Below are 21890 nucleotides of genomic sequence, written 5' to 3'. Positions count from 1 at the left end.
AAGAGTGACATGAGCGCAGAACCGACGCCCGCAGTTGCCTCGAGCGGCACCGATCACCACCCTCGCGACATGGCGAATGCAATCCGCGCGCTGGCGATGGATGCCGTGCAGAAGGCCAATTCAGGCCATCCCGGCATGCCGATGGGCATGGCCGACGTGGCGGCCGTGTTGTTCCAGAACTTCGTGCATGTGGACCCGTCCGATCCGCACTGGCCCGACCGCGACAGGTTCGTGCTGTCGAACGGCCATGGATCGATGCTGCTCTATGCGCTGCACTACCTGCTCGGCTACGAGGACATGACCCTCGACGAGCTGAAGAACTTCCGCCAGATCGGCGCGCGCACGGCGGGCCACCCGGAATACGGCCATGCGCTGGGCATCGAGACGACCACCGGTCCTCTCGGCCAGGGAATCACCAACGCGGTCGGCTTCGCACTGGCCGAACGCATGATGAATGCCCGCTTCGGCGACGATCTGGTAGATCACTATACTTATGTCATCTGCGGCGACGGCTGCCTGATGGAAGGCATCAGCCACGAGGCCATCGACCTTGCCGGGCATCTCAAGCTGAACAAGCTGATCGTCCTGTTCGACGATAACGGCATCTCCATCGACGGCAAGACCAACCTGTCCACCTCGACCGATCAGGTTGCGCGGTTCAAGGCGGCCGGCTGGGATTCCTGGCATGTCGACGGCCACGACGTGGACGCCATACGCGCCGCCATCGAGAAAGCCAAGACGTCCGACAAGCCCGTCATGATCGCCTGCAAGACGGTGATCGGCTACGGCTCGCCCAAGCTTGCCGGCTCCGAGAAGAGCCATGGCGCACCGCTTGGCGACGAAGAGATCGCCGCGACGCGCAAGGCGCTTCTGTGGGAGAGCGAGCCGTTCGTCATCCCCGATGCCGTCATGAAGGGCTGGCGCGCCATCGCCGAAAAGAACAAGGAGCGCCGCGCCGAGTGGGAAAAGCGGCATGCCGCCCACGCCCGCAAGGCCGAGTTCGATGCCACGGTCGCCTGCGAACTGCCGGCCGACTTTGCCGAGGCCATGGCCGCCTACCGCCAGAAGCTGTCGGACGAGTCGCCCAAGCTCGCCACGCGCAAGTCTTCCGAGGCGACGCTGGAGGTCATCAATGCGATGACGCCGCTGACCATCGGCGGCTCCGCGGACCTGACCCATTCGGTGTTTACCCTCACCAAGGGCATGGCTTCGGTTCAGGCCGACGATTACGGCGGCCGTTACATCCACTACGGCATCCGCGAGCATGCCATGGCCGCGGTGATGAACGGGCTGGCGCTGCATGGCGGGTTCATCCCCTATGGCGGCACCTTCCTGGTCTTCTCCGACTACATGCGCGGGGCGATGCGCCTGTCTGCCCTGATGGGGCAGCGCGTCATCTACGTGCTGACGCATGATTCCATCGGCCTTGGCGAAGATGGCCCGACCCACCAGCCGGTCGAGCATCTCGCCATGCTGCGCGTGACGCCGAACATCAATGTCTTCCGCCCGGCGGATGCCATCGAAACGGCGGAAGCCTGGGAAATCGCGTTGACGAGCACCGACCGCCCGACGGTTCTGTCGCTGTCGCGCCAGAACCTGCCTACGGTTCGTGCCGGCGACGTTGCTGAGAACCGCTCGAAGCGCGGGGCCTATGTGCTGCGCGAGGCCGAAGGCGGTGCACGGCAGGTGACGTTGATCGCGACCGGCTCGGAGATCGAGATCGCGCTGGCCGCAGCCGACAAGCTGAAGGGCGAGGGGATCGCGGCGGCCGTCGTGTCGGCTCCGTGCCTGGACCTGTTCGCCGAGCAGGATGCCGGCTACCGGGCGGAAGTTCTGGGAACTGCGCCGCGCGTGGCCGTGGAAGCGGCAATCGGCTTCGGCTGGGAGCGCTGGATCGGCGACAATGGCCGCTTCATCGGAATGCACGGCTTTGGCGCATCGGGCCCCGCGCCGAAGCTCTATGAAAAGTTCGGCATCACCGCCGACGCCGTGGCAAAGGCCGCACGCGAGCTTATCTAAGTCCATGCGTCAGGCCGGCCCGGCATCGCTGCCGGGCCGGCCGTTGCTTTGCAGAACCGGCAGATCACAACTTCGCTATATCCGTTTGAACGCCGGTGACGAACAATTCCTGACGGTGTATTTCGGCGCGTCCTGAACGGAGATTCCCTTGGAACAGACGGCGATTGACGGGCTTGCGCCCGATGTGGTGCCAACCTGGGTGTGGCTTGCCACCATTGGCGGCATCGCGGCTCTATTCATATTCGATTTCTTCACGCATGTGCGCAAGCCGCACGAACCCACATTCCGCGAAGCCGCGATCTGGTCGACCTTCTATGTCGCCCTGGCGCTGCTGTTCGGCTGGGGCGTCCTGCATTTCTGGGACCGGCAGCACGGCGTTGAGTATTTTGCCGGTTTCATCACCGAAAAGAGCCTGTCGGTCGACAATCTGTTCGTCTTCGTGATCATCATGAAGAGCTTCCGTGTTCCGGCCGCCTACCAGCAGAAGGCGCTGCTGATCGGCATCGTCATTGCGCTGATCATGCGCGGCATCTTCATCGCGCTGGGCGCAGCGGCCATCGAGCGCTATTCCTGGGTGTTCTACCTGTTCGGTGCATTCCTGCTGTGGACGGCGTACAAGCTGGCGGTGGAAAGCTTCTCGCACGGGGCCAAGAGCACCGACGAGGAATACGAGCCGAACGTCCTGGTGAAGTGGTTCCAGAAGCATCTGCGCACCACCGACGATTATCGCGGCAACGCGCTCACCGTCATCGAGAACGGCAAGCGCTACTTTACCCCGATGTTCATCGTGATCCTGGCGCTGGGCATGACGGACCTTCTCTTCGCCCTGGACTCCATCCCGGCGATCTACGGTCTGACGAACGCGCCCTATATCGTGTTCACCGCCAACGCCTTCGCGCTGCTTGGACTGCTGCAGCTATACTTCCTGCTGGGCGGACTGCTGGACCGGCTGGTCTATCTGGGCTTCGGGCTGGCGCTCATCCTCGGCTTCATCGGCGTCAAGCTGATCATCCATGCCATGGAAGCCAACACGCTGCCCTTCCTCAACGATGGTCAGCCGATCCAGGGCCTGCCGCATATCGAGACCAGCTTCTCGCTGTCGGTCATCATCGGCATCCTGATCGTCACCACCGTCGCAAGCCTCCTCAAGAGCCGCTCGACGGCACGAAAGGAGTAGCCCCGCCAAAGCGCGTCGCTGCCTGTCATTTTTGCTTGCACAAGTTTTAGGAAGACGCTTCTCTTGTGCATCGGCAGCGCCGCGTTGATCGGGTGTTCAATCGTCACCCGCCTGTCATCCGGGCCGCATATGAGGCGATGCGTCAACACCGGGTGGCAGGTAGGTGATCCTGCTTCCCACCGCTTGAGGGAAGCAGGGGATACTTATGCTCAAACGTTCAATCTCGCTCATTGCGCTGGTGGCCATGTCTACGAGCGCGGCCTTCGCGCAGGAGGCATCGTTGGATGCCCTGGTGGCCGCCGCGAAGGAAGAGGGCCAGCTCACCACGATCGCGCTGCCGCACGACTGGTGCAACTACGGTGAGGTCATCGCCGGCTTCAAGGCGAAGTACGGCCTGACCGTCAACGAACTCAACCCGGATGCCGGCTCTGCCGACGAGATCGAGGCCGTCAAGGCCAACAAGGGCAATACCGGCCCGCAGGCGCCCGATGTGCTGGATGTCGGCCTTTCCTTCGGGCCGGCGGCGCAGGCCGAAGGGCTGGTGCAGCCCTACAAGGTCGCAACCTGGGACGAGATCCCGGACGATGCCAAGGATGCCGATGGCCACTGGTACGGCGATTACTACGGCGTGCTTTCCTTCGAGATCAACAAGGACATCGTCGAAACCGCTCCGACCGACTGGGAAGACCTTCTGAAGCCGGACTACGCGAACTCCGTCGCGCTGGCCGGCGATCCCCGTGCGTCCTCCCAGGCGATCCAGGCCGTCTATGCGGCGGGCCTGTCGCGCAAGCCGGACGGCTCGCCCACCGAGATCGCCGAGGCCGGGCTGCAGTTCTTCAAGGAATTGAACGCCGCGGGCAATTTCGTTCCGGTGATCGGCAAGCCGGCCTCGCTGGCGCAGGGCACCACGCCCATCATGATCCGCTGGGATTATAACGCCCTGTCGGGCCGCGACACGCTGGCCGGCAACCCCGAAGTCGAGGTCGTGGTGCCGAAGACGGGCGTGCTCGCCGGCGTCTACGTGCAGGCGATCAGCGCTTACGCGCCGCACCCCAACGCCGCGAAGCTGTGGATGGAGTATCTCTATTCCGACGAGGGCCAGCTTGCGTGGCTGAAGGGCTACTGCCACCCGATCCGCTTCAACGCCATGGCCGAGGCCGGCAAGATCCCGCAGGATCTGCTGGACCGCCTGCCGCCCGTCGAGGCCTATAACGCGGCCAAGTTCCCCAGCGTCGCCGAGCAGGACGAAGCCAAGGCCGTCATCACCGCCAAGTGGGACGAGGTCGTGGGCGCCAACGTCCAGTAAGGCCTTCGGGGGCGCGCGGGCTGACGCGCGCCCTTTCCCATCCTTCCGGCAATTTCCGACAAGCGGGGTTTCATGGCCACAGTGGCACAGGCCGGCATGCCGGCAGGGACGTCCGCCGGGCCTCCGGCGGCGCGCAAACTGTCCCTTTCCTGGCTTGGGGTCGTCCCCTTCTTCCTGTTCGCCATCCTGTTCCTGGTGGCGCCGACACTGTACCTCGTCATCGGGGCCTTCCAGGACCCGGCCGGCAATTTCACCTTCGCCAACATGATCGGCCTGTTTCAGCCGCAGATCATGGCCGCCTACTGGATATCCATCCGCGTCAGCCTGGCCTCCGCCGCCCTGGGCGCGCTGATCGGCTTTTTCCTGGCCTACGCCATCGTGCACGGCAACCTGCCGCGCTGGGTGCGGCCCGCCGTCTCCACCTTTTCGGGCGTCGCCTCCAACTTCGCCGGAATTCCGCTCGCCTTCGCCTTTCTGGCGACGCTCGGCCGGCTGGGGCTGGTGACGGTGTTTCTGAACGAGGCGTTCGGCGTCAACATCTATCGCCTGGGCTTCAACCTGCTGTCGTTCTGGGGCCTGACGATCACCTATCTGTACTTCCAGATCCCGCTGATGGTGCTGATCATCGCGCCGGCGCTCGACGGCCTGAAGAAGGAGTGGCGCGAGGCCGCTTCCATCCTCGGCGCATCGCGCTGGCAGTACTGGCGCATGGTGGCCCTGCCTGTGCTGTTTCCCAGCCTTCTGGGCTGCTTCCTGCTGCTCTTCGCCAATGCTTTCGGGGCGGTCGCGACGGCCTATGCGCTGACGGGCTCGTCGCTGAACATCGTGCCCATCCTGCTCTATGCGCAGATCCGCGGCGACGTGCTCTACAACCCGCATCTCGGCTATGCCCTGGCCGTCGGCATGATCCTGATCACCGGCTGTTCCAACGTGCTCTACATCTGGCTGCGCAGCCGCGCCGAACGGTGGCTCAAATGAACGCCCGCCGTATCGGCCCCTGGATCGCGGTCTTCATCGGGGCGCTCTACTTCCTGCTGCCGCTGGTGGCGACGTTCCAGTTCTCGCTGTCGATGCTGCGCGGGCAGTGGAGCTTCGAGGCCTATCGCGTCGTCTTCGCCGATCCCCGTTTCCACCAGACGTTCCTGTTCTCGGTGGTGGCGGCGCTGACGACCATCGCCATCGGCGCCCTTCTGGTGGTGCCCACGGCCTACTGGGTCCGCCTGCGGCTGCCGCGTTTGCGGCCCTGGGTGGAGTTCGTCACGCTGCTGCCGCTGGTGATCCCGCCCATCGTGATCGTGTTCGGATATCTGCGCCTGTACAATTCGTCGTCCTGGCTGCCGTTCACGGGCACGGTCGCCGGCACCAACGTGCTCATGGTGTTCGGCTACGTCGTCCTTTCGCTGCCCTACATGTACCGTGCGGTGGATACGGGGCTGACGGCCATCGACATCCGGACGCTGACGGAGGCCGCCGAAAGCCTCGGCGCAAAGCGGCGTACCGTGCTGTGGCGCGTCATCCTGCCGAATGTGCGGGCGGCCGTCCTGTCGGGCGCCTTCCTGACCTTCGCCATCGTGATCGGCGAATTCGTCATCGCCAGTCTTCTCAATCGTCCGGCCTTCGGACCGTACCTGCAACTGATCGGCGCCAACCGCGCCTATGAGCCGGCCGCGCTGGCCATGATTGCCTTCGCGGTGACATGGGGCTGCATGGTCATGCTGCAATTCGTGGGCGGCGCATCGCCGGGGCAGGCCAAGGCGCCGCCGCGCCGCTGGTTCCGCCGCCGCCAGGAAGGGTAAGACATGGGGTTTCTGGAACTTTCCGGATTGCGCAAGACCTACCAGCACCACGCCGTGGTGGAGAACTTCAATCTGTCGGTGCAGCGCGGCGAGTTCATCTCGTTTCTGGGGCCTTCCGGCTGCGGCAAGACGACGACGCTGCGCATGGTCGCCGGGTTCGAAACGCCGACCGCCGGCACGATCCATATCGATGGCCAGGATGTCGGCCCCCTGTCGCCCAACCAGCGGCGGATCGGCATGGTGTTCCAGTCCTATGCGCTGTTTCCGAACCTCTCCATCGCCGACAATGTGGCCTTCGGCCTCAAGGTGGCCGGCCGCCCGCGCGCCGAGATCGATGCGCGCGTGAAGGAAATGCTGGAGATGATCAAGCTGCCGCATGTCGCGGGGCGCTATCCATACCAGTTGTCCGGCGGCCAGCAGCAGCGCGTGGCGCTGGCGCGGGCCATCGCGGTGCGGCCGCGCGTGCTGCTGCTGGACGAGCCGCTTTCGGCGCTCGATGCCAAGATCCGGGTATCCCTGCGCGAGGAGATCCGCGCCCTGCAGCAGGAGTTGGGCATCACTACGATCTACGTGACGCATGACCAGGAAGAGGCCCTGTCCATGTCCGACCGGATCGTCGTGATGAGCGAGGGGCGGATCGAGCAGGTCGGGACACCCTTCGAGATCTATAACCGGCCGGCCAGCCGCTTCGTGGCGTCCTTCGTCGGCAATCTCAGCCTTCTGGAAGGGCGATCCGCGCCCGGCGGGCGGATATTGCTGGGCGAGGAGGCCGTCGCCATCGACGGCGAACAGGGTAGGGATGGCGAAGCCGTCACCCTGGCATTGCGGCCGGAAGCCCTGTCGCTGGACGCCACCGAGCGGCGCAGCAACGGCATATCCGGCACGGTGCAGCAGGTTGCCTTTCTTGGCTCTGTCGTCCGTCTGCGCGTGGCCACCGCAGGCGGCTCGGCCCTCGTCGATACGTTCAACGACCCGACGCGTCCGCCGCCCGGACAGGGCCAGCCGGTGCGCATATTCTTCGCGCCGGAGGATGGACAGGTAATCCGCTGACGCCCTTGATATTTGCGCACCGCAACCGACATGCCCGTCACCGAAACATAAGATGAAGGTAGTCGGATGATCGTTGCCGGGCCCGTCCTCTATGCCAGAGGCGCCGACAGGACCGCCGCGCATGTCACCGTGCTTGTCGTGACGCGGGAGGGCGATACCGCCCCCCGTGTTGCGGCCGCCGGGCAGGAAGACGCGATGGCCGTGGCAGCGCGGCTGGAAGGGCACGTCGTGTGGATGCGCGACATCGCGCTTCCGGTCGGCGACGCGGCGGACTACGCCGTCGACGGGACATCCTATCGCGTTCGAACCGATCTCGGCGGTGGGCTCCGTATCGGCTTCGTGTCCTGCAACGGGCAGGAAAACGGCGACGAGGACCGAGAGCACGAGCATCGCGACGTGATGTGGCGGCGGCTTCTGACCGAGCACCAGGAGCGGCCGTTCGCCCTTCTTCTGCACGGCGGGGACCAGCTCTACGCCGACGAAGCGGTGGAAAGCCACCCCGCCATTTCGGCATGGGCGAAGGACGAGCCAGCCCGCCGGGCACAGGAACCCTTCACGCCCGACATGGAAGCTGCGCTGCGGGGCTATTTCTTCCGCCGGTACCTCGACACGCTGACACAGGCCGCCGCCGCGCCGCTTTACGCAACCGTGCCATCCCTGATGATCTGGGACGATCACGATATCTTCGACGGGTGGGGCAGCCACCCGGATGCCCTGCAACAGAGCCCCATTGCCCAAGGCATCTTCAAGGTGGCGCGGGAGATGTTCATCCTGTTCCAGGTCGGCGCGGTGGAAGGCGGCCTGCCGCGCACCTGCCTCGACCCGTCCGGCGCCACGATGACGCAATCGGCGCATTTTCCCGGCTTCTCCGTATGCCTGCCCGACCTGCGCAGCGAGCGAACCCCCGATCGGGTGATGGGGCCGGCCGGATGGGCCGCCTTCGAGCGCGCGCTGGCGGATTGTCCGGACGGCGATGCGATCCTGCTGGTGTCGAGCGTGCCGGCGCTCGGCCCTCGTCTCAGCCTGGTGGAGTCCGTACTGGACCGCATGCCGCGCGCGCAGAAATACGAAGACGACCTGCGCGACCAGTGGCAAAGCCGCAGCCACCGCACGGAATGGCGCCGCCTGCTGACGCTGCTGGAAGCCAAGGCCGTTAAGGGCAATCGTCCGCTGACGGTGATCTCCGGCGAAATCCACTTGGCGACGCGGGCCGAGATGCGGTTGGAAGATGGCTCGACCATGCACCAGCTCGTGGCGTCGGGCATTACGCATCCCAAGCCCCCGGTGGCCTTTCCGCTGGCGCTCAGCCTGCTGTCGCGGCTGGGCGAATCGCCGCTCCGTGGACGACCCATCAAGGTTTTTCCGCTGCCGGGCCGGCGCATGCCCTACATCGCGGATCGCAACTATCTGGTCATTACGCGGCGCGACGGCCGGTGGAGTGCCGAATGGGAGCTCGAAGAAACCGGCCGCACCCCCGCGCTGGCCTTGTAGCGATGCTTCCCGCGCCCTGATTTTTGGTCTCGTTTTTCAACGGGGCGGCTTGCGGGTGAAAGGGCGTTCCATGCGCTCGCCTTCAACCGACGCGAATATTGCATTCTACTTGTGCAAGATTGACAGGCGGGCAGAAGCGCGGGAGCTTGAACTACAAGATTGATAGACAATTCCACGGAGATTTCATGATCCGCCTTCTGCCACGATTGCTCGCTCTCGGACTTGTCCTGTCGGTTGCTGCCCCCGCCATGGCGCAGACGGTCCTGCTGAATGTCTCCTACGATCCGACACGGGAATTGTACCGCGACTTCAACGACGCGTTCCTCAAGCACTGGACGGGGGAAGGGAACGCACCCGTTGCGATCCGGCAATCGCATGGCGGGTCCGGGGCGCAGGCCCGCACGGTGATCGACGGTCTCGATGCGGACGTGGTCACGCTGGCGCTGGAAGCCGATATCGACGCCATCGTGTCGGCGACGCAGAAGATTCCGGCCGATTGGCGCGGACGGCTGCCGCACAACTCGGCTCCCTATACGTCGACGATCGTCTTCCTGGTCCGCAAGGGCAACCCGAAGGGCATCACCGATTGGGGCGACCTCGTGAAAGAAGGCGTGCAGGTGATCACGCCCAACCCGAAGACGTCGGGCGGCGCGCGCTGGAATTATCTGGCGGCCTGGGCCTATGCCAACAAGGAGTTCGGCAACGATCCGGAAAAGACGAAGGAGTTCGTCGGCGAGGTCTATCGCCACGTGCCGGTACTGGACACTGGAGCGCGCGGTTCCACCACGACATTCGTGCAGCGTGGCATCGGTGATGTGTTGCTGGCCTGGGAAAACGAAGCCTTCCTGGCCATCGAGGAACTGGGGCCCGACCAGTTCGACATCGTGGTGCCCTCCATTTCCATCCTGGCAGAACCGCCGGTGACGCTGGTGGACGCCAATGTCGATGCCAAGGGAACGCGCGAGGTTGCGACCGCCTATCTCGACTATCTCTACTCGGCCGAGGGGCAGACCATCGCGGCGCGCCACTTCTACCGGCCGGCAGAACCGGAAAAGGTCACCGACAAGGCCGAGCTGGAGCGCTTCCCCGATGTGGAACTGGTGTCCATCGACGACGCCCAGTTCGGCGGGTGGGTCAAGGCGCAGCCCGAACATTTCGGCGATGGCGGCATCTTCGACCAGATCTACCGGCCCGGCAACTGAACGGTTTCACGGCTGATGCATGCTCGCGGGGTGGTGCTTTCGCACCGCCCCCTTTTCCATCGCCAGAAGTTGGGCCACACTTTTGACAGCACTTAATTCGCAATCCGGCCGGCCCAAGCACGAGGCGGCCGGTGGCCGCACCGGAACAAGGTCGTTCATGGCAAGGCGCTTTACCGTCAAGCAACCCAGTGTCATCCCCGGCTTCGGGATCGCCATGGGGTTCACGCTCGCCTATCTGGGCCTGATCGTCATCGTTCCACTGGCCGCGCTGGTATTTCGCAGCGCCAGTATCGGCTGGGCAGAGTTCTGGGCGCTGGCGCTGGACCCGCGCGTCATGGGGGCGATGCGCCTGTCGTTCGGGGCCTCGCTGGCCGCAGCCGGCATCAACGCCGTCTTCGGCCTGCTCGTGGCCTGGGTGCTGGTGCGCTATCGCTTTCCCGGGCGGCGCTTCGTGGACGCGATCATCGACCTGCCCTTCGCCCTGCCGACGGCGGTCGCCGGCATCGCGCTGACGTCCCTTTATGCCCCCAACGGATGGGTCGGGCAGTTCTTCGCGCCCGGCTCTGTCCTTGGCTCGCTGTTCGGTGACGGCGGGCTGCGGATCGCCTACACGCCCCTTGGCATCGTGGTGGCGCTGACCTTCGTTTCGCTGCCCTTCGTCGTGCGCACCGTGCAGCCCGTGCTGGAAGAGTTCGACGCCGAGCTGGAGCAGGCCGCCGCTACGCTGGGGGCGGGCCGCTGGCAGATCGTGCGCCGCATCATCCTGCCGTCGATCCTGCCGGCTCTCTTGACCGGATTTGCGCTGGCGCTCGCCCGGTCCATCGGCGAATACGGCTCCGTCATCTTCATTGCGGGCAACATCCCTTACGTCTCGGAAATCGCTCCGCTGTTGATCGTCATCCGCCTGGAAGAGTTCAACTATGGCGGCGCCACCGTTGTGGCGGCTCTGATGCTGATGGTGTCCTTCGCCATGCTTCTTCTCATCAATCTCATCCAGGCCTGGAGCCGCCGGAGGTACGGTCATGCCGTCTGAGCTCGTCCATCAGCGCGGCGTCACCACCGAAAGCCGGCCCGTAAAGTGGCTTCTGATCGGTATCGCGCTCGCCTTTCTCGGCTTCTTCCTGTTCCTGCCGCTGGTCGCCGTCTTCGTGGAGGCGCTGCGCAACGGCCTTGCCATGTACTGGTCGGCGATCACGGAGCCGGATGCCGTCGCGGCCATGAAGCTGACCTTGATGGTGGCGGCCATCGCCGTGCCGCTCAACCTCGTGTTCGGCGTGGCCGCGGCCTGGGCGATCGCCAAGTTCGAGTTTCGCGGCAAGAGCCTGCTCATCACCTTCATCGACCTGCCGTTTTCGGTGTCACCGGTGATCGCCGGCTTCGTCTTCATCCTGCTGTTCGGCGCGCAAGGCTATTTCCTGCCGGTGACGCAGTCGCTCGGATTGCAGATCGTCTTCGCGCTGCCGGGCATCGTGCTGGCCACGATCTTCGTGACGCTACCCTTCGTGGCGCGGGAACTGATCCCGCTGATGCAGGAGCAGGGAACGGGCGACGAAGAAGCGGCGATCTCGCTTGGCGCCGGCGGCTGGAAAACCTTCCTGCTGGTCACGCTGCCCAATGTGCGCTGGGCGCTCCTGTACGGCGTGCTCTTGTGCAACGCGCGCGCCATGGGCGAATTCGGCGCCGTTTCCGTCATATCCGGACGCATCCGGGGCTACACCAACACGATGCCGCTGCATGTCGAGATCCTGTACAACGAATATGCCTTCTCGGCCGCCTTCGCGGTGGCGACGCTTCTTGCGCTGCTGGCTCTCGTCACGCTCGGCGTGAAAACCCTCCTGGAATGGCGCTATGCGGGCGATCTCGCCGCCGCCTCACGCAACGGTCATTGAGGATCGCGCAACATGGACATCCATCTGAAGAACATCGCCAAGGAATTCGACGGCTTTCGCGCGCTGCACGATGTGTCGCTGGATATCCGCTCCGGCGAACTGATCGCGCTGCTCGGCCCCTCGGGAAGCGGCAAGACGACGCTTCTGCGGTTGATCGCCGGTCTTGAAATGCCGTCGTCCGGCAGGGTGCTTTTCGGCAGCGAGGACGCCTCGCACAAGAGCGTCCAGGAGCGCAATGTCGGCTTCGTCTTCCAGCATTACGCCCTGTTCCGCCACATGACGGTTGCCGACAATATCGGCTTCGGCCTGCGCGTGCGGAAAGGTTCGGCGCGGCCGTCCGCCGCCGATATCCGCCGCCGTGCGCTGGAGCTTCTGGACCTCGTGCAGCTTTCGGGCCTGGAAAACAGGTATCCGCAACAGCTTTCCGGTGGGCAGCGCCAGCGCGTGGCGCTGGCCCGGGCTTTGGCGATCGAGCCGCGCATGCTGCTTCTGGACGAGCCGTTCGGCGCGCTGGATGCCCGCGTGCGCAAGGATCTCCGCCGCTGGCTGCGCGAGCTGCACGACAAGATCGGCCATACCACGGTGTTCGTCACGCATGACCAGGAAGAGGCCGTGGAACTGGCCGACCGCGTGGTGGTGATGAGCCAAGGCCGCATCGAGCAGGTGGGGTCGGGCGACGACATCTACGACCGCCCGGCAACGCCGTTCGTCTACTCTTTCATCGGCCAGTCCAACATGCTGCCGGTCGAGGTCGAGAACGGCGTCATCTCGTGGCAGGGGCGCAGCCTGGGCCAGACGCCGCAGGAAAACGGCCGATGGCAGATGTTCATGCGGCCGCACGATCTGCAGGTGGTGAACGATGAGACGGCGTTGTCCGGCCGCGTCGCCGTATCGCGCCGCGCGGGCCGCTCGCGCTTTGCGGAGTTCGACATAGAGGCCACCGGCCAGCGCATCGAAGTGGAGCTTTCGCCGGAGCTGGAGGCACGTCCCGGAGACGTCATCCATGTGCAGCCGAAGCGTTGGGTGCTGTATCCGGCAGCCTGATTTTTGCGCCGATAGCTATTGGCGTTTGCATAAATAAATACTTGGCGAAACCGAGGGTTCATTGCGCAAGGTCTGAAAGCCGATACCGTAACTGGATAGTTTTAAGTCTAGTTCGGGCTTTTACCCTCATGTCCCCCGACGTCGCCATTTCGTCCAATGGCGCGCTGGAATGCCTCGTCATTCTTGCTGCGCTTCACAGCATCCCGGTTTCGGCCGAAAACCTGGCGCATCGCTTTCGCGCCTCCGATGGCGCTTTCGGTGAAACGGAACTGCTTCTGGCCGCGCGCGCAGCCGGCCTGCGGGCGCGCGGCACGATGTCGGCGCCCGATCGGCTGGCGCAATTGCCGCTGCCGGCCATCGCAATCGATACGGACGGCCGGTTCTTCGTGCTGGCCCGTGTGGACACGGCCCGCGGCCGCGCCCTGATCCAGGATCCGGCCGTCGGCCACCCGGCCTGGGTGCCGGTCGACGCACTTTTCGCCCGCTGGTCCGGCCGCGTGGTGCTGGCGCAGGCGATGCTGGGCCGCGGCGGCGAGATGACGCGGTTCGACTTCACCTGGTTCATCCCGGCCATGGTGAAGTATCGCCGCCTTCTGGGCGAAGTGTTCGCAGCGTCCTTTGCGATGCAGATCGTTGCGCTGCTGACGCCCATCTTCTTCCAGGTCGTCATGGACAAGGTTGTCATCCACGGCAGCCTGACCACGCTGGATACGCTGGCGATCGGGCTGCTGTGCATCGGCATCTTCGAAACGTTCCTCAGCTTCATCCGTGGCTACGTCTTCACCCATACGACGTCGCGCATCGACGTCGAGCTCAGCGCACGGCTGTTCCGGCATCTGATCGCGCTGCCCATGGCCTATTTCCAAAGCCGGCGCGTGGGAGATTCGGTCGCCCGCGTCCGCGAACTGGAAAACATCCGCGCCTTCCTGACGGGTAATGTCATCACCGTCATGCTGGATTGCCTGTTCTCGGTCGTGTTCGTGGTCGTGATGCTGTTTTACAGCAAGGTCCTGACGCTGATCGTCGTTCTGTCGCTTCCGGTCTATGCGTTGATATCGTTCGTCGTCACGCCGCCGCTCAAGGCGCGGCTGGACGAAACCTTCCGGCGCGGCGCCGAGAACCAATCCTTCCTGGTCGAGTCGGTAACCGGCATCGAAACGGTGAAGGCGATGGCGGTGGAGCCGCATGTCGCCCGCCGCTGGGAAGAGCAGACGGCCGGCTACGTCCACGCCAACTTCCGCACGCAGCAATTGTCCATCGCGGCCAATGAATCCGTCGGCCTCGTCGGCAAGGTGGTCAATGTCCTGACCCTGTGGTTCGGCGCCCGCTATGTCATTTCCGGCGAGCTTTCGGTCGGGCAGTTGATCGCCTTCAACATGCTGGCGGGGCGCGTCGCGCAGCCGATCCTGCGGCTCGCCCAACTATGGATCAACTTCCAGCAGACGGGCATCTCCATGCAGCGGCTGGCCGACGTGTTGAACGCACCGGCCGAAACGGCCGGTGTCTCGCGGTCCGTCATGCCGCGCCTGCGGGGCGACATCCTTTTCGAGCGGGTGTCGTTTCGATATCGCCTCGATGGGCCCGAGGTGCTGCGGGATATCAACCTGTCGATCCGGGCGGGGCAGGTGGTGGGCATCGCGGGACGGTCGGGCTCTGGCAAAAGCACGACGGCACATCTGATCCAGCGCATGCATGTTCCCGAACGCGGACGAATCCTGGTCGATGGCCACGACATCGCTCTGGCAGAAGCCGCGTCGCTGCGACGGCAGATCGGCGTCGTGCAGCAGGAAAACCTTCTGTTCCATCGCTCGCTGCGCGACAACATCGCCTTGACCGAGCCCGGCGCGTCGATGGAGCAGGTCATCGCGGCCGCACGCGCGGCGGGCGCACATGATTTCATCCTGGAACTGCCGGAAGGCTACGACACCATCGTCGGCGAGCGCGGCGCTTCCCTGTCCGGGGGGCAGCGGCAACGGGTGGCCATCGCCCGGGCGCTCATCGGCGATCCGCGCATTCTTATCCTCGACGAAGCGACAAGCGCTCTCGACTACGAATCCGAGCATATTATCCGGCAGAACATGGCGGCGATCTGCCGGGGGCGGACCGTGGTCATCATCGCGCATCGCCTGTCGGCGGTACGCCACGCCGACACGATCATCGTGATGGACCGGGGCGAGGTCCGCGAGACGGGCAGCCACGACGAACTCGTGGCGCGGCCCGACGGCATCTATGCCCATTTGTGCGCCCTGCAGGCAACGGGAAGGGACTGACGCGATGATCGTTCATGCGCTGCGCTCTCTTCTGACGCGTTACCGCGAGGCATTTTCCGAGGCATGGTCGGCGCGCCGCGGCATGGACGCCGAGCGCCGCACCGCAGAGGAGCTCGAGTTTCTGCCGGCGGCCTTGTCGCTGCGCGATACGCCGGTGCATCCCCTGCCCAGGCGGCTGTTGTGGGGCCTTCTGATCATGCTGGTGCTGGCGCTCGGCTGGTCCATCATCGGCCGCATCGACGTTGTCGCCATCGGTCGCGGCAAGGTCGTTCCGGGCAGCGGCAGCAAAACCATCCAGGCCGCCGAACTGGCGGTCGTCAAGACGATCCACGTGAAGGATGGGCAGGCGGTGAGCAGAGGCGATCCGCTGATCGATTTCGACAGCAGCCTGACGGAAGCCGATGTGGCGCGGATCTCCGGCGATATCGAGGCCCGGCGTATCGACGAGGCCATCGCCGCCGCGATGCTGGACTGCATGCAGCGCAACATCCGGCCCGAACCTCTGGACGCCACGCTGGCGGACCTTCCGGCGGAAACCATCGAGGCGGCCAATGTCCGCCTGATGGGCAGCTACCGGTCCATGCGCAGCGAGATCGACGAGAAGAACAGCGAGATGAGCCAGCTCGATACGCAGTTGGCCGCCGCGAAGGCGTCGGTGCGGGCGCTGGAGCGCATGGTGCCGCTGTCGCGGGAAATTTCGGCAAACCTGCGCTCCCTGTCGTCCAAGGAATTCGTGGCGCGCAGCCAGTATCTCGACAAGGAGCAGTTTCGTCTGTCGCAGGAGCGGGAGCTGGTCGCCCAGCAGTTCGATGCGCGCAAGGCCTCTGCCTCGCGGGAGTTGCTGTTGCGGCAGAAGGGCACTGTCCTGGCCCGCTGGCGCCTGACGACGCTCGATACGCTACATCGCGCCCGGGAAGAGCGGCGCTCTCTAGAAAAGGATCTCGAAAAGGCGGTGAGGCGCAATCAGATGATGCATCTTGCGGCACCGGTGGACGGCACCGTCCAGCAGGTCGTCGTCAAGACGGAAGGCGGCGTTGTGCAAGAGGCGCAGAGCCTGATGATCGTCGTTCCGAAATCCGACCCGATCGAGGTGGAGGCGATGCTTCCCAACAAGGATGTCGGCTTCGTTCGGCCCGGCATGGAAGTCGAGATCAAGGTCGATGCGTTCGAGTTCACGCGATACGGCCTCGTCAAGGGAACGATCCGTACCCTGTCGACGGACTCCATCGATACGGAAAACAGCGGGCCCGTCTATGCCATGCGCATCGTCGTCGACGAGACGCCGCCCTCGATTACCCTGTCGCCGGGCATGAGCGTTTCGGCCGAGGTCAAGATCGGCAGCCGGCGCATCATCGAATACTTCCTGTCTCCCTTGAACGTCTATCTCCATGACAGCCTGAGGGAGCGCTGACAGGAGCGGTGGGGAACTAAATTAGAAGTTGAAAAACAATAATATTTTCAATCTTAGAAAGCATTGAAAAGAAGACTGAGCGGGAATAGCGTATCGATATTGGTTGAAGTTTTTATTTATCAAAGAGTGTAGAAATGTCGTTTCTTCAAATACGAACGGCGTTATGCCGTCTTGCATTGCCGGGTATTTCCAGCGCGTCGCAGCCTTCACTCTATGGGCACTGCGCCCCGTTGTTCGGGAGGGGCGATTATGAGCCCGTCCGCCGGTGAGGGTCAGTGCAGGGTCCGTGCTCCGGGTAAGGATATGTCCGAAGCGGAGGCCGCTTCGATATTCGGATATGTCACCTGGCTCTGGCTGCGGTGCCCGCTCCACTGCAAATGGCCGGTCTGGCTGCTGAACGAGCATGTGCTGCCGGGGATCAGGGCCGGTTCCTTTGCCCTGTTCGAAGACGAGCACCGGCCTCTCGGCTTCCTGTCCTGGGCAAGTCTGAGCCCGGAGGCCGAGCGCCGCTACCTGAAGAACCCCAATTCCCTGTCGCAGGAGGATTGGAGTTCCGGGGACAGGGTCTGGATCGTCGATTGCGTCGCGCCATTCGGCCATTTCCCGTCGATGTACCGGTACATCAGGAGCCATTTCAGGCAGACGCATATCGTGGTGCGGGCGCTACGCCTTCATGCCGGGGAGGAGACGGCGAAGGTGGTGGAATACTTCAATCCCGATAGTCCTGAAGTTCTTCGCCGACATAACAGAAAGGATTTCCTGCAGAATTACGAGGCCGCTTTCGGCCCGCGGGATCACCTCGTTGAATCAGGAATGCTGCGTTTCTCATAAGATATTTTTAAATTGGGAGTAGAGCTATGCCAGCAAAAGCCAGCGTGCAGGCGTCGACCGTCCAGAAGACCGCCTACGACGTTCTTGAAAAACAACTTGGCTTGCAGTCTGATTTGCAGCGGATCGCTGCCGGCAGGAGCTATCTCGCACGCGTGTCGTCCGCCATCGACGGGCTGGCAACGGAGCTGGGGCTTGGCAGCGGCACTGGTTCGACGTCATCGCAATCGCAGACGCAGGGGGTGGGAGATCTCCTGGAGGCTGCGGCCAGTGAAGCCGCCCGGATGGCGGCGCTGGAGAAGCTTTGGCAGACCCAGCAATTCGAGACCACGGGAAAGTTCGGCGACTTCAAGGCGTTCTGGAGCGGCCTGACACCCGAACAGCGCGCGTATCCGGACGATTACCTGGATAGCTGGAACCTGACCGTCTGGCAGACCGGGCGTATGCTGCGGCTTGCCGGTATCGCCGATCAGGCACTCGATTATCTCTCTCTTCAACAGGCGCTCAATAGCGGCTCCGATGCCGCGATTGCAAGAATTTCGGATTCATCGAAATATTTCACGTACGCGTTCACCGCCAAGGGCAAGGTCATCACGCCGGTCGCCGTGAAACCAACGGCGTTCGAATCCCGGCAGGCCCTTATACTGCAGGCCGCTACCGTTCCCGTGGCGCTGGTGGGTGCAATCGGCACCACCCTCGATCTGGACTTGAACGACCCTGAAAAGGGCGGCAGCAACATTGCGACGCTGATCGTGATGTGGACGCAGCTTGCCGCGGAACTGGGTTTCGCGGTGATGCTGGGAATGAACGCTTCCGCCGCCAACGCCCCCACAAGCGGCGGCCAGACGGGCGAAAGTTCCGGTATCACGGCCGCCGGATGGGTCGGCCTTGCCGGCCATGTTACGCTTGCCGCCCTCTACGTTGCGGCTATCGTGGCGCGTGCGCTGGACAACACCGAGAAGACGGGTCTTGAGAAAGACATCAACGCCCTAAAATATGCCGCCAGCGCCATAAATTTGTCGCGCCCGGCTTTCGGCGCGGCGGGCATCATCGATCCGGTGATGGGGGCCACCCCTCTGTTCAAGGGGTCGGCGACGTTCCTTGCCGGCGCCGCGCAGGTACTCAACACCACCGCGTCGATCATGACGTTGACCAATATGAAGTTCAACGACGCGGACAACCGGCTGATCGCCGCCGCAAGCGTGGACATCGCATTCCAGACGGGCATGACCGTCGCGATCATGGCCATGGCGGCGTCCGGCGTCGGCGTGCTGCCGGCAGCGTTGCTGGCCACCGCCAACTTCTCGTCGTTCGCGGTTGCCGACATGTACTACGACATGGCCGACGCAGCCGATGCCCGCTACAAGAAGACGGGCTGGCTCGGCGATCGGGCGATTACGACATATTACAGGCAGCGGGGAAACGAGGCGGTCTTCAACGGCCTGCCGGTCATCAACATCGTTACCAGCCTGATGACCATGGCCGGCAAGGGGCTGACGGACATGTCCTTCATGCAGGGCGAGATCCTGGCCTCCTACGGCACGAAGCTGGATACCGACCCGGCCTACCGCAACAACCCGCGCTATGCGTACAGCAATGCTGACGAAAAGAAGGTGGCAGCGGTGCTGGCGTTCTGGGATGACGGCTTCGAAAGCCGCTTCTCCGAATCCGAGCGCAAGGCCTACCGGGCGCAGGCCGCCCAGTTGAAGGACGAGGCCAAGGTCGACCGGGTAACCGTCTACGTCACGCGGCAACTGGATGCCGACGCGGAAATGATGGGATGGGAGATCGGCGGCGACGTCCGCAACGGTATGCGGAGCGGGCGGAGCTACCAGTTCTCGAATAGCGACCAGGCCAGCGAGGGCTGGGATCCGTTTGCCGTCGGCACCAAGGATTACAATGTCGGCAAAGCCGGCGACACCGTCGATGTGACGCAATATGTAACCTTTGCCACCCCGTTTACCGGCGTCGAGCAGGAAGTGCGCGAGAATGTCGGCAGCGGCAAGAAGAGCTCGAACCGCCCGGTCCTGCCGACGGTACTGAAGTTCAGCGACGGAGCGGCCAGCACGACCTTCGACGCCAGAATGCTTACGCCGGCTGTGGCAATGGTTACCCGCAGCAAGACCGAGTGGGTCGACAAGAAGCTCGTCACCTCGACTTATGGGATCGAAAACGTCGACGACGTCGTCGGCGAAGAAGGCGGCATCGTGCTGTCCATGGGCGCCGGAAGCGACCGCGTGATCGCCGCTGCACGGGCGATGAGCGTGGATGGCGGCCAGGATGCCGGCGCCGCCGCCAGCAAGAAAACCGGATATGTCGAGCAGGATATCGTCGACTACTCGGGCTACTACAAGTCGAACGGCCGCATCAGCGTCACGCCCGGGAAAAGAGGCGGCTTCGAAGTCTTCAAGAAGGGTGTCGTCGAGATCGGCTATCGCTACGTCAAGGAAGAAGCGCAGGGCAAGAACAAGCCGATCAAGTATACGGCCGTCACCGAATTGCGGACCTACGACCTGAAGGGCAACACGGATATTCTGAAGAATGTCGAGGGCATCGTCGGAACGCAGAATGCCGATGACTTCCGTGGTGGCATCGGCAGCATTCTCGTGGGCCTCGGCGGGGCGGACCAATTCGCCTGGATCTTCAACGATACGGTGCTCGCCGGAGACGGTAACGACTCTGTCTCCGGGGGCATGACGTCCAGCATCGGCGCCGCGCTCGCAAAGGGCAGCTACGTCGACGGGGGCGACGGCAACGACCGCATCGACATGCGGACCGGAAACGATTCGATCATAGGCGGGCTGGGCCTCGACACGATCCTCGGCGGCGACGGCGACGACATCATCATCGGCGACCTTGCCGACGAAAAGCTCATCCCGGCTGGCTATATCGCCTCGCAATATGCCGACAGCCTCTCCGGCGAGGCCGGTGCCGACACCATCATGGGCGGGGTCGGCGCGGACACGCTATCCGGCGGTGGCGGCGGCGACCTTCTTTTCGGGGGCCTCGACGACGACCTGATCTACGGCGATGCCGGCGACGACCGCATATCCGGCGATGCCGGCAACGACCGTCTCTATGGCGGTGAGGGTGCCGATACGGTCTGGGGTGGTGAGGGGAACGACCTGATCGACCTTGGCGCCGGCGCCGATTATGCCTATGCGGGCGCCGGAAACGACACCGTGCTGGGTGGCGCAGGCCCCGGCAAGCTCTATGGCGAGGAGGGCAACGACTCTCTTGTCGGCGGTGCCGACAACGATGTCATCAATGGCGGCGATGGCGACGATCTCATCTATGGCGGCGGCGGAAACGATACGCTGATCGGCAGTTCCGGCAATGATGCCCTTTACGGCGAAGACGGCGATGACTGCCTGTTCGACGATACGGGCAAGTCGCTGCTCTACGGCGGCGCCGGCGACGACGTGATCGTTCTGGGGGCCGGCTCTCTGGCGTCCAGCACCATCTCCCGCGGCAGCGTGGTGGATGGCGGCGCCGGCGGAGACATCGTCAGCGCCCGGCTGGCCTCCACCGTCGGTGCCAACCAGATGCTGCTGGGCGTGGTCGCTTCCTTGAGCGCCGGCACGGATCTGTTCGGCAACGCGTTCACGACATCCAGCATGCGGTTTGCCCAAAGTGGCGCGCCGACCGCCGTCGACGCGGCACGGGGCGTCAGCCTGATCGGTATCGAGAACCTCGAAGGCTCGGCAGGCGACGACGCACTGACGGGCGATGGCGGCTCCAACGTACTCATCGGCCGCGAGGGGAGCGACTCGATCGCGGGGCTCGGCGGCGACGACATCCTTTACGGTGGCCGTGGAATGGATGTGATGTTCGGCGGCGAAGGCCACGACATCCTGTTCGGCGACGGCGGCGACGATGTGCTGATCGGCGGAGCAGGAGGCGACACATTCGTATTCGAGGGTGCTTTCGACAACGACAATCTGGACATCGGTACGGGCGGCAGGCAGTCCGACCAGAACGGCGACATCCTGTTGTTCATGGATGTCGATTATCGCGATCTTCTGCTACGGCCGATGACGGGCAATGCGCTGGAGATCAAGCGCGTCATGACGCTGTCCGACGGGTCCTACGGCCAGGAGTTCTTTACCGGCACGCGTGATGACTCCGTGCTTGTCTCGGCCTTCGGAAACGAGGTCGACGGCTATGCCGACATCTCGCTTGTCGCACGGGCCGGCAGCGGGTGGGCAGTGCTGACGGGTGCGGCGCTGCAGGTGCTGATCGGCGAGATGAACACCTTCCTCGGCGCGGAGGGCAACCTCGCCCTCGACTGGAACAACAGCATCGACCCGGCCTGGCGGCAGAAGGTGCTGCCCGCGCAGGAAGCCCTCTGGTCCGTGCAGTCGGCAGCATAAGGTTCGGGGCAGCGCCTGCGCGCTGCCCCGCCGC

General features: G+C 64.1%; 15 protein-coding genes. All 15 read left to right on the top strand.

What is annotated here, in order from left to right:
- Positions 1-9 precede the first annotated feature (9 nt).
- Positions 10-2019, top strand: a complete 2010-nt coding sequence (gene tkt, locus AUL31_RS07445; protein WP_060603717.1) for a transketolase — start codon at positions 10-12, stop codon at positions 2017-2019.
- A 148-nt stretch (positions 2020-2167) separates the two neighbouring features.
- On the top strand, positions 2168-3196 hold the full coding sequence (locus AUL31_RS07440; RefSeq protein ID WP_244489343.1) for a TerC family protein: 1029 nt from the start codon (positions 2168-2170) through the stop codon (positions 3194-3196).
- Between the two features lie 205 nt (positions 3197-3401).
- Positions 3402-4502 (top strand): ABC transporter substrate-binding protein, encoded by a 1101-nt coding sequence (locus tag AUL31_RS07435; RefSeq protein ID WP_060603714.1) that lies wholly within the window; start codon positions 3402-3404, stop codon positions 4500-4502.
- A 96-nt stretch (positions 4503-4598) separates the two neighbouring features.
- Positions 4599-5480: an ABC transporter permease gene (locus tag AUL31_RS07430; RefSeq protein ID WP_409359952.1), complete on the top strand. Its 882-nt coding sequence runs from the start codon at positions 4599-4601 to the stop codon at positions 5478-5480.
- Positions 5477-6298 (top strand): ABC transporter permease, encoded by an 822-nt coding sequence (locus AUL31_RS07425; protein WP_060603705.1) that lies wholly within the window; start codon positions 5477-5479, stop codon positions 6296-6298. The genes AUL31_RS07430 and AUL31_RS07425 overlap by 4 nt, the downstream gene beginning before the upstream one ends.
- A 3-nt stretch (positions 6299-6301) precedes the next feature.
- Positions 6302-7348 (top strand): ABC transporter ATP-binding protein, encoded by a 1047-nt coding sequence (locus tag AUL31_RS07420; protein WP_060603702.1) that lies wholly within the window; start codon positions 6302-6304, stop codon positions 7346-7348.
- Positions 7349-7414: 66 nt separating this feature from the next.
- Positions 7415-8839, top strand: coding sequence for an alkaline phosphatase D family protein (locus AUL31_RS07415; protein WP_060603698.1), 1425 nt, complete (start codon positions 7415-7417; stop codon positions 8837-8839).
- Positions 8840-9024: 185 nt separating this feature from the next.
- Positions 9025-10041 (top strand): sulfate ABC transporter substrate-binding protein, encoded by a 1017-nt coding sequence (locus AUL31_RS07410; RefSeq protein WP_060603696.1) that lies wholly within the window; start codon positions 9025-9027, stop codon positions 10039-10041.
- 157 nt (positions 10042-10198) lie between these two features.
- On the top strand, positions 10199-11074 hold the full coding sequence (gene cysT / locus AUL31_RS07405) for a sulfate ABC transporter permease subunit CysT (RefSeq protein ID WP_060603693.1): 876 nt from the start codon (positions 10199-10201) through the stop codon (positions 11072-11074).
- A complete protein-coding gene (gene cysW, locus AUL31_RS07400; RefSeq protein WP_060603690.1) occupies positions 11064-11930 on the top strand; it encodes a sulfate ABC transporter permease subunit CysW in 867 nt (288 codons plus the stop codon). Before cysT ends, cysW begins: the two co-directional genes overlap by 11 nt.
- Positions 11931-11942: 12 nt before the next feature.
- Positions 11943-12974, top strand: a complete 1032-nt coding sequence (locus AUL31_RS07395) for a sulfate/molybdate ABC transporter ATP-binding protein (protein ID WP_060603687.1) — start codon at positions 11943-11945, stop codon at positions 12972-12974.
- Positions 12975-13102: 128 nt separating this feature from the next.
- Positions 13103-15244 carry a type I secretion system permease/ATPase gene (locus AUL31_RS07390; protein ID WP_060603684.1) on the top strand — a complete coding sequence of 714 codons (2142 nt, stop codon included), beginning with the start codon at positions 13103-13105 and terminating at the stop codon, positions 15242-15244.
- A gap of 4 nt (positions 15245-15248) precedes the next feature.
- The gene (locus tag AUL31_RS07385) at positions 15249-16655 is read left to right on the top strand and encodes an HlyD family type I secretion periplasmic adaptor subunit (protein WP_060603680.1); all 1407 of its coding nucleotides are present in this window, start codon (positions 15249-15251) and stop codon (positions 16653-16655) included.
- 249 nt (positions 16656-16904) lie between these two features.
- Positions 16905-17486, top strand: coding sequence for a toxin-activating lysine-acyltransferase (locus tag AUL31_RS07380; RefSeq protein ID WP_159439800.1), 582 nt, complete (start codon positions 16905-16907; stop codon positions 17484-17486).
- Positions 17487-17512: 26 nt separating this feature from the next.
- Positions 17513-21856 (top strand): calcium-binding protein, encoded by a 4344-nt coding sequence (locus AUL31_RS07375; RefSeq protein WP_143190189.1) that lies wholly within the window; start codon positions 17513-17515, stop codon positions 21854-21856.
- The last annotated feature ends 34 nt before the right edge of the window (positions 21857-21890 follow it).

This window comes from Aureimonas altamirensis (assembly GCF_001463885.1).
GTDB lineage: Bacteria > Pseudomonadota > Alphaproteobacteria > Rhizobiales > Rhizobiaceae > Aureimonas > Aureimonas altamirensis.
This window is presented reverse-complemented; position numbering and strand designations above follow the sequence as displayed.